Below are 12,706 nucleotides of genomic sequence, written 5' to 3' on the forward strand. Positions count from 1 at the left end.
TCATAAAGAAGGAGAAATAGAGTCCGAAATATTGAATATGGAGGATATTCACTGGAAGATATTGAGTCTCATGGGAGAAAAATATGAAAATATCTATCTCTAATTACGTTAACCTGCCGAAGGCAGGTTGCACTGTATCGTTAGATCAATTCCAATATCTATAAAACTTCATCTTTCTTATATATCAGGTATGCAGGAGATTATTTTTATCGATGAAGGAAGCCTTCCAACACCTGAGGGTATCCCGAGGGAGTGGGTAAAGGCTGCAGCTGAAAATCGAAATGAAGACGAAAAACTCTTTTCCATGATAAGGGAGGCTTTCCAGAGAAAAATTGATGTGGGTGTACACGTTCCCACATATCCTCAGTTTAGAGATATGATAGGTCAGTTCCTGGACATAATCAAAGAAGAAAAGAATTGTTATGAACCTTATGTAATAAAAGAAGAAAATGCAAAGATCCTTGAGCTGGAAATAATTGAAGAGGTTGCAAAACAATATAAAGAGGAGACAGGAAAGACTCTTGAAGTTAGGGTTTGTATTGCAGGCCCTACGGATATGTATCTTCAGGCTTTCGGGGCAACAGCTTTTGTGGACGCATATCAGATCATTGCACTGGATATTGAGAAATTCATTAAACAGGCATTTAAAACTGCAAAAAATTTCAAAATTAAAGTTATAGCTTTTGATGAACCCAGCCTCGGGATAAATGATAGGATCCAGTTTTCTGACGCTGATATCATCTCCGCTCTTACTCTTGCTTCCACCTATGCTCGGCAGCAGGGAGCTGACGTGGAGATTCACCTTTATTCCCCATTGAAGTATAAGCTTATATGTGAGACCCCTATCAATGTCATCGGATTTGAGTATGCGGGAACTCCTTCCTACCTGGATCTTCTGGACAGAAAAGTACTGGAGGATTCAAATACTTATATAGGAGTCGGAATCTCGAGAACAGATATTTCCAGCCTTATAGGTATTGTCAATGAAAAGTATGGAATTAATGCCTGGGAGGAAAAGGAATACATGCAAAAAATCGTAACTGAGCTCGAAACTCCAGATGTCATAAAAAAGAGGCTTGAAACGGCTTTTTCCGTTCTTGGAGATCGCATAAAGTATGCGAATCCGGACTGCGGGCTGGCGTTCTGGCCGGATCAGGACCTCGCTTTCAAGCTGCTTGAGAATACCGCAAAAGGTATTAATGAATTTAATGCAGAGAAGAAGAACTCTGATCCAAAGCGAACGTGAAATTTTCGAATAAAAGGACAAACAAATGAAAGTACCTTTCACAACAACTCATAAATTTTGTCTGCGTTCTGAAGCCCGAATAGCGCTGCGCCCACACCACGTTCTGACAGGCGTACAAATCCCTTTGAAACGCTTTTGTCCACAAGTTTAGCGCGATGTAATTCCTCGACTGCATTTTTATCTAGCTGTGATTGTTTTTCCCACCCTTCGTTTATGCCAAGCATTCCCATTTCATATAGATGCTTAAGTATTTCGTTTTCCATAGCTTCTAACATATACATATTTATTAACCCCTCATTTAAAATTTGCCTTGAAAGTTGCAGCTTCAATCTGAGCAAATTTTGGAGATTTTTTAATATCTTCTGGGATCATTATTTATTACATTCTTTTCCAAATTCTTATTGATTATCAATTCACCTCTAACTATTTTAATTTTTTGAAAACATTGCAGCTTTTAATTAGTTTTTATTGTTTCAATTTATTTTATTATCAGGTCGCTAGTTAACAAATAGACCTCAAATACTTCTCAATCTCAGCCTGGTAGAGTGAATGTATTTTTTTATATAGTCGTAGGGCTGTGGTTTCGACTCGTATAATTTATGAGGCTGAAAATCTTCCCTAAATTTATATAATCCCCATATTGTGATTCAGATATACTCATAAGTAAGAGTCTGGTACTCAGTAAGGCTGAGTTATGCTGCTGGAATTGTGAGAGTCCTATTTTCAATAATTATACTCTCCATCCCATACCTTTTAATATGGCCACTGCCGTAATTATTCAGAATTACACACTCATAATCATAATCAGGTGACTTTTCCAATGTATTCTGACCGCATAAACGCATTACCGCCATACCTTTTTGCAGCGATTGATGAAGCTAAGGACGAAATGATTGCAAAGGGGGTGGATGTGATCGACCTCGGGGTAGGAGACCCTGATCTGCCGACCCACCCCCACATTGTGGAAGCTTTGCGCGAGGCTGTCCTCGACTCGAATACACACCAGTATCCTTCTTATGCAGGGTTGCCCCAGTTCAGGAAGGCGGCGGCTGAATGGTGTGAGAAATATAAGGGGATTAAGCTTGACCCTGCAACCGAGGTAATCTCCCTGATAGGGTCAAAGGAAGCAGTTGCACATATTCCGCTCGCCTTTGTCAACCCCGGAGATGTCGTGCTCTATACCGAGCCAGGGTATCCAGTCTATAAGATAGGGACTCTTTTTGCAGGCGGAGAGCCGTATCCACTGCCGCTAAAGGCTGAGAACAACTTCCTGCCTGACCTGGACTCAATTCCTGCAGATGTCCTGAAAAAGGCAAAGCTCTTCTTCTTCAACTACCCGAACAATCCTACCTCGGCAACCGCTGACATGGCGTTCTTTGAAAAGGTCGTTGAGTTCTGCAAGAAAAACGATATCATTGCAGTGCATGACAATGCCTACTGCCAGATGACCTATGACGGGTACGAATCTCCCTCTTTCCTTGCAGCAAAGGGCGCAATGGACATAGGGATGGAACTCTACTCTCACTCCAAGACCTACAACATGACCGGCTGGAGGCTCGGGTTTGCAGTCGGAAATAAAGCCCTCATAAAAGGGCTCGGGAAGGTCAAGTCCAACGTGGACTCAGGCGTCTTTGATGCGATCCAGATCGCAGGTATTGCAGCGCTTTCCTCTTCCCAGACCTGCGTTAACGATGCCAACCTGGTCTACGAAGAAAGACGTAACGCCCTTATCGAAGGGCTCAAAGCCATGGGCCTTGAAGTAAAACCACCAAAAGCTACCTTCTACATCTGGACTCCTGTCCCGAAAGGTTTTACCTCAATCAGTTTTGCAAAACTCCTCCTCGAAGAAGCAGGAATCGTTGCAACCCCCGGAGTCGGCTTTGGAGACGCCGGCGAAGGTTACATCAGGTTTGCCCTCACCAAGCCTGTTGATAGGATAAAAGAAGCCGTAGAGCGGATGAAGAAACTGCAATTCTAACCGGCTCAGCCAGTTCGGTCAGAATTAGCTCTCAAATCCTCAAAATAAGGCGGTAAAATCCCTTAAAACTCCGCCATTCCTCTTTTTTTGAAAAAAACTGGTCAGGCAAGGCTTCGGACTATTTTTTCTGAAATTCTACCCGGCCTGCAGGACTTCAAGAATTCATGACTTAAAACCCCATAGACTGCAGGTTTCGCCCTTTTCCTTATTCCCGGCGACCGGCCTTTCCACAAAGCTGAAAAAAGAAAAGAAGATTCAAAAACCCGAAAAATGGCCGTAATCTAACCGCTACCTTTACCCACGGCCCGCAAAAGTGATAAAAATGTGGTCTAACCTGCATAAAAACGTTTACTACACACCGTTTCATCTCCATACAATCATGAAAGCTTCCTCAATCTTACGAAAGTCTGCTTACTCTTATTTACGAGCCCACACATAATTATGAAGGGGTCAACAATGATAATACTGGTAAAGTTTCTAGAATCTGTGCAGGAGATCACAAAGCAGATGGAAATCTCAGTTAAGATAGGGAAAGGGGATACCGTACATACTGTCCTTTTTGCTCTGGCTTACCAGTACGGGTATGATTTCTATGCTGTTACCATCGGCGACGAAAGTGAAACTCCTAAAGTCAGGATAATGCTGAACGGCAGGGACATAGGGTATCTGAACGGGTTTGAAACAGACGTGAAAGGTGGAGACGTTCTGGTCCTGTCCTCACAGGAGACATTACTCTGAGCCTCTTTAATTAATTTTCAGGCATGCCTGTGCTTAACCTGCTGTTCTTCTTTTATCCCACTAGCCATTATTTTGAGGTTTCCTTTACAACTTTAACTGACAATGCTATTTTGATTTTTTTAGCGTCTTCTTTTTCCTTAATTACCTGCTCAGGCCTCGCTCCGCTCGGAACAAAAACGGTTAAAGACGGCGATTCAGGTTGCACAGGGTTTTGCTATCAGTGTAAAAACTCCCCCTGCCTTGAAAACTATGTTCCTCTCCAGACCCAAAAAAACCAGACCCAAAAAAGCACTTATTTTTTAAGCCATAACTTCCTTACAGAGCAACATGCCAGAACCCGCTAAAGAGCCCGCAAAAGAACCCACAAAAGAACCCACAAAAGAACCCACAAAAGAACCCACAAAAGAGCCTGCGAACGAGCCCGAAAAAGGACTCAAAAAAAGGCATGTAAAGCCCGCCATCAAAGAGCATTTCCGGCTCAAAGAAACTATAGTTACTATCGCAGCCGATGACCCTGCACACATCGAAGCCGCAAAAGAAGCTATCAGAACCCACAGGGCGGTTCTTGAAACTTACATCCTTTCCGACCCATATTTTCAGATAACTCTCGAACCCTACACCTGCCCGAAAAGCGCCCCTGAAGTGGTCCAGAGGATGGTAAAAGCAGGAAACACTATGGGTATAGGGCCAATGAGTGCGGTTGCAGGCACAATTTCTGCCCTTGCCGTGGAAGCTATGGTAAAAGCCGGAGCAAAATATGCTATTGTCGATAACGGAGGGGACATTGCACTTATCAATGACCGTCCCGTGGTTGTCGGGATCTTCGCAGGACAGTCCCCGATTAAAAACCTGGGATTAATTTTTGAGCCAGGGGACTCGATTACAGGGGTCTGCACCTCGGCAGGGACAGTGGGCCCTTCGATCAGCTTTGGGATGGCGGATGCAGCTGCAGTATTTTCGGATGACATTTCCCTGGCGGATGCGGCTGCAACAGCACTGGGGAATGAGGTGGGAATAGGAAGAGAATCTGTTGAAGCTTCTTTTAAAGCCGTAAAAGACGTGCCAGGAATTAAAGGCGCACTCGTGATCCAGGGAGAGTACATCGGAATGTGGGGAAAAGTGCCGAAAATTACGCGAGCCGATGTCAGGTACGAATACATAACTAAAGCATGAATATTCACCTGAAGCCTTTTAGAAACGATTTTATGTCTAAAGGATTTATTTTTATGAGCTTTGTAGCAAAAATAGCCTTTTGGCTTGAATTTTGCAACAATTCCAGGGTAAAAACATTAATATATTATCAATTTTTATTTATTGTGAGTTATTCTAATTTCCAGGCAGATCGATTCTATTTTTTTTTTCAATATATCAAAGAGTATATTCTGCTTAATTTGCCAGGGTTTTCAGAAAAATTTCCTCCTCTCAAAAATGACAATTACTAACATGCAATTGAATATTATCTTTCATGATTATATTTCCTAGTGGGGAAGATACAGAATGAATGAATATTTGAGGCAGTCTGGTATTGATTTCATTGGGAATGTGCCCTGGGGGACACACTTTTGCCAATTCTACCAGACAAAAGAAGATTTGACTGATATACTTGTTCCCTATTTTAAAGCAGGACTGGAAAATAATGAATTTTGTATGTGGGTTACATCACAGCCTCTGGATGCGGGAGAGGCAAAAGAAGCCCTGAGAAAGGTTATTCCTGATATTGATGTTTATCTGGAGAAAGGGCAAATCGAAATTATTCCTTACACTTATTGGTATGTAAAAGAAGATGTTTTCAATTCAGATAGAATCTTAAATGGTTGGGTTGAAAAACTTAATCATGCTCTGGAAAGAGGCTATGAAGGACTGAGGTTAGCAGGGAAAACTTCCTTGCTGGAAAAAGAGGACCGGGGTGATTTTGTTGAGTATGAGAAAAAAATGGATTCGGTTATTAGCAGTTTCCATATGATAGCTTTGTGCACATATTCTCTCGATGTTCACGGCGTAACTGAAGCCATAGGTATTGTTGCAAATCATCAATTCACTCTGGTTAAAATGGAAGGAAAATGGGAGAAAATCGAAAGTTCCAACCGACAAAATATAATCGAGAGAAAGCGGACAGATGAGGCGCTGCTCCAGAGTGAACAGCGCGTCAGGCTGAAGTTAGAGAACATTCTCTCGCCCGTTCGGGAGATGGCTAACCTGGAGCTTGCTGATATTGTTGATGCCCAGGCGATCCAGTCCCTTATGGATGATTTCTATAAGCTTACTCATATTCCCGTTGGCCTAATCGATCTCAAAGGTAATGTTCTTGTAGGTGTTGGATGGCAGGATATTTGCACCGAATTCCATAGGGTTCACCCAGAAGCCTGCAAGCACTGCGTGGAAAGCGACACAGAGCTATCCGTGGGCGTTGCCCCTGGAGAGTTTAAGCTGTACAGGTGCAAAAACAACATGTGGGATATAGCAACCCCAATCATTGTGGGCGGCCAGCACGTCGGCAATATCTTTTTAGGACAGTTCTTTTTTGAGGGCGAGCTTCTGGACTATGAGCTTTTCCGCTCCCAGGCCAGAAAATACGGCTTCAATGAGGAGAAATACATAGCAGCGCTTGAAAAAGTTCCAAGGTTAAGCAAGGAGGCTGTGAATACAATCATGGTATTCTTCATGAAGCTTGCCAACATGCTTTCACAGCTAGGCTACAGCAATATTAAGCTGGCCCGGTCGCTGGCGGAACGCGATGCCCTGGTAAACGCGCTGCGGGAAAGCGAGAAACGTGAGCGTGCTCGCTCGGATGAACTGGCAGTAGTATTGGATGCCGTGCCTGTTGCAGTGTTTATCGCATTCGATCCTGAGGTGCTTCACATAACTGGTAACCGTCTATCCTATGAATGGCTACGGATTCCTGTGGGTACAAACTTTTCCAAGTCCGCTCCTGAAGGAGAGCGGCCTGAGACGTTTCAGTTATTCAAGGATGGAGTGGAGCTGCCGCCTGCAGATATGCCGTCGCAGATGTCGGCTACAGGCATAGAGATAAACAACTGTGAGCTAGATATTGTCTCTTCTGACGGTGAAATACGACATGTATTGGGCAATGCCAGACCCTTGCGTGACGAGCAGGGAAACCTACGCGGATCAATTTCTGCATTCATAGATATCACTGAGCGCAAAAAAGCAGAAGAGGCTCTAAAAAAAGTACATGAAAACCTGGAAGAAAAAGTTAAAGAACGAACAACCCAGCTTGAAAAGGCTTATAAATCGTTGAAAGAAAGTGAAAAAGGTCTTGCTGAAGCCCAAAAGCTGGCTAATGTTGGAAGTTGGGATTTGGATCTTTTAACTGGTGAAGTATATTGGTCTGATGAAATGTATCGTATTTGTGGACGTAATCCTCAAGAATTAGCACCTACTTGCCATGAATTTTTAAATTTTGTACACCCCGACGATCGAGAATATGTGGATAATTCAAGAGACTATTTGTATAATACCATTAAGAAAAGGTTAAGTGGGGAGTTCCATGGCATTGATTATCGGATTATCTTAGCTAATGGGGAAGAACGCACAGTCCATGCACAAACCGAAGTTATTTTTGATGAGAAAAATACCCCAATTCGAGTGAAGGGAACAATTCAGGATATTACTAAGTTTAAAAAATCAGAAGAAAAAATTAAGAATTTAGCGGATATTGTGGAATCGTCAAATGATGCTATTGGAACTCTATCACTTGATGGTGTTATTACAGGCTGGAATAAAGGAGCAGAGCAGGTTTATGGTTATTCAGCCAAAGAAATTCTTGGAAAGACCGTATCCATCCTGGCTCCATCCCATTTAGAGGAAGAAACAAAAAAATTAGCTAAGATGGTCAAAAAGGGAGAAAAAATCTACAATTATGAGACTTCAAGGTTAAGAAAGGACGGAAAGGTAATAGATGTTTCATTAAACCTTTTTCCGGTTTTTGACACTTCTGGAAAGCTGACTACTATCTCAGTTATTGCCAGAGATATAACCGAAAGCAAAAAAGCAGAAGAAAAACTTCGAGAAAGCGAGGAAAAGTACCGCAACATCGTGGAGACGGCCAACGAAGGCATATGCGTAATGGATGCTGAAACCATAGTCACTTATGCTAATAAGAAAATGACGGATATGCTCGGATACACCCTGGAAGAAGGTATTGGCAGACCGATATGGGACTTCGTCAGTGAAGAAAGTAAGGCTATCGCCAAACTGAATGTGGAAAAAAGGCGGCAGGATATCAATGAGAACTATGAATATAAATTAATACGTAAGGATGGTTCATCCTTATGGGTGCTTATAAGTTCTAAATTCCTTTTTGATAAGGATGGCAAGTTTATGGGCTGGATAAGCATGCTTACTGACATCACCAAACGAAAAGAAGCTGAAAAAGCCCTGGAAAATACCGAGATTGCCCGTAAAAAAGAAATCCACCACAGAATTAAGAATAACCTGCAGGTAATTTCCTCCCTGCTGGACCTGCAGGCTGAGAAGTTCAACAATAGAGAGTGTATTAAGGATTCAGAAGTTCTGGAGGCCTTCAGGGAAAGCCAGGACAGAGTAATATCCATTGCCCTGATTCATGAAGAGCTGCACTCAGGAGGAGGATCCGACACTCTGAATTTCTCGCCGTACCTGGAGAAGCTCGTTGAGAACCTTTTCCGAACATACAGCCTTGGTGATGCCGATATCAGCTTAGACATGGATCTTGAAAAAAACATTTTCTTTGATATGGATACTGCAGTTCCCTTAGGGATAATTGTTAATGAACTTATTTCTAATTCCTTAAAACATGCATTTCCAGGCAGGAACAGGGGGGAAATTCAAATTAAATTATTTAAGGAAGAAAAAGTAGGAAATGAGCTGAGTAATGATGAAGAACCTGCTGGAAAAAATGCCAGATATATCCTGATTGTTTCAGATGACGGAGTTGGCATTCCTGAAAAAATTGATTTAGAAAATTCAGATACACTTGGTCTGCAGCTTGTAAACATTCTGGTAGATCAATTAGATGGTGAAATCGAGCTAAAAAGGGTAAGAGGTACAGAATTCATAATAAAAGTGAATGTATAGTAGAGTTCTGTGAATTGTAGAGTTCTGTGAATTGTAGAGTTCTGTGAATTGTAGATTTCTGTGAATTTTAGGAATCAATAAACAGAGGGTATTTTTTCAACAACGCCTTTTTTATGTGAATACTCTTATAAAGGAACTCTTACATAATTAAATAATATTCAACTTTATTTCACATTCAAATTAGTATCTTAACATTGGTCCGGCAGGCTTTCATTTAAACTCTGTTTGGAGTAGGAGATTAAGGGAATAACGCCGGAATTTGAATACTATACATTATCAGAAAAACCTGAAAATATATCGTGGAGGACACTGTCTATGTTAGGGGGCTATACTGGAAAGATCCTGGAAGTTAACCTCGAAAGCGGCGAACTTAAAGACTCTCCGCTTGACGAAGAAATGGTGAAGATGTACCTGGGAGGAAAAGGGCTCGGCTTAAAACTCGTATACGATGATTTCAGAGCCGATATGCAACCTTTTGACCCGGACAACCTGCTGATTTTTGCAACCGGACCTGCCACAGGACAAAAGGTTCCCACAAGCGGGCGTTACCATATCGTATGCAGCAAATCTCCGCAGACAGGGACCGTAGGAAGCGGAAACTCCGGAGGGAAATGGGGTCCTTTCCTGAAGTTTGCGGGCTATGACGTAGTTATTGTCCGGGGAATTTCAAAAGAGCCAGTCTACCTGAGTATCGTGGACGGAAAAGCCGAGCTTTTACCCGCCCCGGACCTCTGGGGAATGACTGTTCACGCGGTAACGGACGAACTGACTGAAAGGACAGGAGATCCGAAGAAAACCTCAGTTGCCTGTATCGGACCTGCCGGAGAAAACCTGATTCCCTTTTCCGGAATTATGAACGACAAGTACAGGACTGCAGGCAGGACCGGGCTTGGGGCTGTCATGGGCAGCAAGAAGTTAAAGGCTATCGTGGTTTCAGGGAGCCAGAGGGTTGAGCCTGCAAACCCCGAACTCCTGAAAAAGCGGGTAGCCGAATCCATGGCGAAAATTAAGGAAAATCCGATTACAGGTCCAAAGGGAGGACTTCATACCTATGGAACTGCCGTTCTTGTGAATATCCTCAACGAAAGCGGAGCTTACCCGACCCGGAACTTCCAGGAAGCCTACTTCCCTGATGCCGACGAACAGAGTGGAGAGACCCTGGTCAAAAAGTACCTTACAGGTCGTGGGGGGTGCTGGGGCTGCCCGATTGTCTGTGGAAGAAAGTCCGATGTGCCTGAAGGTCCCTACAGCGTCCGGGATACTGAAGGGCCGGAGTACGAGACCATCTTTGCATTCGGTGCCGACTGCGGGATAACGGAACTTGACGCTCTGGTAAAGGCCAACCACCTCTGCGACGAACTGGGGCTTGACACTATCTCCATGGGAGGCACGATTGCCTGTGCTATGGAACTCGTTGAGAAAGGAAAAATCCCGGCAGAAAAACTGTACGGAATGAACCTGCGCTTTGGAGATCCCGGTTCAATGATCGAAGCCATCTGGAGGACCGCCTACCGTGCCGGAATCGGAGCTGACCTTGCCCTGGGCTCGAGAGCGCTTGCCGAAAAATACGGGGCTCCGGAATTCTCCATGGCTGTCAAGGGCATGGAACTGCCCGCATATGACCCCCGCCCAATTCAGGGAATCGGTCTTAACTACGCAACAGCAAACCGCGGTGGTGACCATGTTTACGGCTACATGATCTCACCTGAAATCCTGGGGCTACCCGAAAAACTCGACCCCTATGCTGTAGAGGATAAGCCCAGATGGACCATTATCCTCCAGGACCTGACCTCGGCCATCAACTCGTCTGTGGTCTGCCTCTTTACCTCGTTTGCCCTGGGCCTGCCTGAATATGCAGGGATGCTGGCAGAAATTACGGGTTTTGACCTTGACGCCGACAAGCTCCTGAAGCTCGGAGAGAGAGTCACAAATCTCGAACGGCTGATGAACAACAGGTACGGGCTTGACCGGAATGAAGACATCCTCCCAAAGCGCCTCACCGAAGAGCCGGTCCCAGCCGGTCCCGCCAAAGGCCAGATTTCCCATGTCCCGGAAATGATCGACGAATACTACAGGCTCAGGGGCTGGGTTGATGGAAAGCCCACGGAAGAGAAACTGAAAGAACTGGGGATTATCTGAGGGCTTGCCTGAGAATCCCCTCCTCAATTTTTTAATTCCCTCAGTTTATATAGTTTCATTCTGTTTTCCGGAGATATAAGCTTGAAAATCCACGTAAAGTTCCTTGCGACCATCCGTGAAATAACAGGAAAACTCGAAATCGAGCTTGAGATCCACCCTGGTGACACCGTTGGAACTACCCTGCAGACCCTTCAAGCCCACTACGGGCCAGAGTTCAAAGAAGCCACAACGGGCACAACCGCAGGTGGAATTCCAAAAGTGAGGTTCCTGGTTAACGGGAGAAACACCGACTTTCTAGAAGGGCCCGAGACAAAACTAAAGGATGGAGACATTATGGTCCTGATCCCTCCGGTTGCAGGAGGGTAAAAATAGAATACTGGAACATTTTTTCTCCCCCGCGCTGAAGCCAGATCGCCAGCCACGCAAGAAAAATAGCAGATATTCATGCTGGTATTAAAAGAAACTGAAAACAGCAATGTCTTCTGCCCCTGTAAATAATTCTCCTGAACCTCGGGGACCTCTTTCAATCCACAGGTAAATATCGGACGCCTCCGCCAGTTTACCTGGCGGCCCTGCAAAAAAGAAGAAAGAGGAAGGAAGAAATAAGAAATTGATAAAAAAGAGAGTCGAGAAAGAGTATTTATCAGGTAAAATATAATTCTGCTCCTTTTTGTATACTTACAGGTTTTTCGGTTTCTTTCCTTTGATTTTTTGTTGATTTTCGGTTAAATCTTATAGGCTTCCCCGGTCATCTCTATCTGTTAGTTTTTTATATTGTTCTCAGTAGTTTTCACTTTCAGGCTCTTATTTTCTCTTCTTTTTTTATCTGAAAGCCGCTCTCCTGCGTCGAGCGTTGACAAAAAGGATATGGTACAGCGAATGACGTTGTAAGGGTCAGAACGATCTAATTTCGTCCTCTTGAGCGCAGTTCAGTATTAACATCCATAAACATCCATAATTTAGTCCCCTGAGCAAAGTTCACTGCTAAAATCCATCGAGTAGTCCTCTTGAGCGCAGCGAAAAGGACAGTGCACTGCAGAGCTGCAACTCTGCCGTGACAAAAACGACACAGTACAGCGAATAATGTTGTACGGTTCAGAACGATCTAATTTCGTCCTCTTGAACGCAGTTCAGTATTAACATCCATAAACATCCATAATTTAGTTATCTGAGCAAAGTTCACTGTTACAATCCATCAAATAGTCCTCTTGAGCGCAGCGAAAAGGACCGCGTACTCCCGAGTCGCAATTCGGGCGAGTCGCAATTCGGGCGAGACGTGAACCAGGGATGCAAACTTTTAACCTGAGCAAATTGTATGCTTTAATCCAGATTGTATGCTTTTAACCTGCCTTCGGCAGGTTAACGTAATTAGAGATAGATATTTTCATATTTTTCTCCCATGAGACTCAATATCTTCCAGTGAATATCCTCCATATTCAATATTTCTGACTCTATTTCACCTTCATTATGAGTATTAAGTTCTGTAATTCCCTGAAAATTGAAAAATATCCATCTCATCGTAGGTCTTT

8 protein-coding genes and 1 pseudogene are annotated in these 12,706 nt (G+C 43.7%); 7 read left to right on the forward strand and 2 right to left on the reverse strand.

Annotated elements, in window-relative coordinates:
• Positions 1-190 precede the first annotated feature (190 nt).
• Positions 191-1,246, forward strand: a complete 1,056-nt coding sequence (locus PHF18_RS17425) for a methionine synthase (protein ID WP_300104933.1) — start codon at positions 191-193, stop codon at positions 1,244-1,246.
• Between the two features lie 38 nt (positions 1,247-1,284).
• Here the strand turns inward: PHF18_RS17425 and PHF18_RS17430 are convergent, their stop codons facing one another.
• The gene (locus PHF18_RS17430; RefSeq protein WP_300104934.1) at positions 1,285-1,509 is read right to left on the reverse strand and encodes a hypothetical protein; all 225 of its coding nucleotides are present in this window, start codon (positions 1,507-1,509) and stop codon (positions 1,285-1,287) included.
• Positions 1,510-2,066: 557 nt separating this feature from the next.
• Between PHF18_RS17430 and PHF18_RS17435 the strand changes: the two genes are divergently transcribed.
• From PHF18_RS17435 to PHF18_RS17460, 6 genes are all read left to right on the forward strand, one after another.
• Entirely contained in the window at positions 2,067-3,224 is a 1,158-nt protein-coding gene (locus tag PHF18_RS17435; protein WP_300104935.1) for an LL-diaminopimelate aminotransferase, read from the forward strand.
• 456 nt (positions 3,225-3,680) lie between these two features.
• Complete coding sequence (locus tag PHF18_RS17440; protein ID WP_300104936.1) at positions 3,681-3,962, forward strand: MoaD/ThiS family protein; 282 nt, start codon at positions 3,681-3,683, stop codon at positions 3,960-3,962.
• Positions 3,963-4,289: 327 nt separating this feature from the next.
• Positions 4,290-5,135 carry a PT domain-containing protein gene (locus PHF18_RS17445; protein ID WP_300104937.1) on the forward strand — a complete coding sequence of 282 codons (846 nt, stop codon included), beginning with the start codon at positions 4,290-4,292 and terminating at the stop codon, positions 5,133-5,135.
• A 324-nt stretch (positions 5,136-5,459) separates the two neighbouring features.
• The gene (locus tag PHF18_RS17450) at positions 5,460-9,038 is read left to right on the forward strand and encodes a PAS domain S-box protein (protein WP_300104938.1); all 3,579 of its coding nucleotides are present in this window, start codon (positions 5,460-5,462) and stop codon (positions 9,036-9,038) included.
• A gap of 315 nt (positions 9,039-9,353) precedes the next feature.
• The gene (locus tag PHF18_RS17455) at positions 9,354-11,177 is read left to right on the forward strand and encodes an aldehyde ferredoxin oxidoreductase family protein (RefSeq protein WP_300104939.1); all 1,824 of its coding nucleotides are present in this window, start codon (positions 9,354-9,356) and stop codon (positions 11,175-11,177) included.
• An 81-nt stretch (positions 11,178-11,258) separates the two neighbouring features.
• On the forward strand, positions 11,259-11,543 hold the full coding sequence (locus PHF18_RS17460; RefSeq protein ID WP_300104940.1) for a MoaD/ThiS family protein: 285 nt from the start codon (positions 11,259-11,261) through the stop codon (positions 11,541-11,543).
• Between the two features lie 1,002 nt (positions 11,544-12,545).
• Here PHF18_RS17460 and PHF18_RS17465 read toward each other — a convergent pair.
• Positions 12,546-12,706 (reverse strand): annotated as a pseudogene (locus tag PHF18_RS17465) (IS1634 family transposase); the annotation flags it as partial.

Source organism: Methanosarcina sp. (assembly GCF_028693135.1).
Classification (GTDB): Archaea; Halobacteriota; Methanosarcinia; order Methanosarcinales; family Methanosarcinaceae; genus Methanosarcina.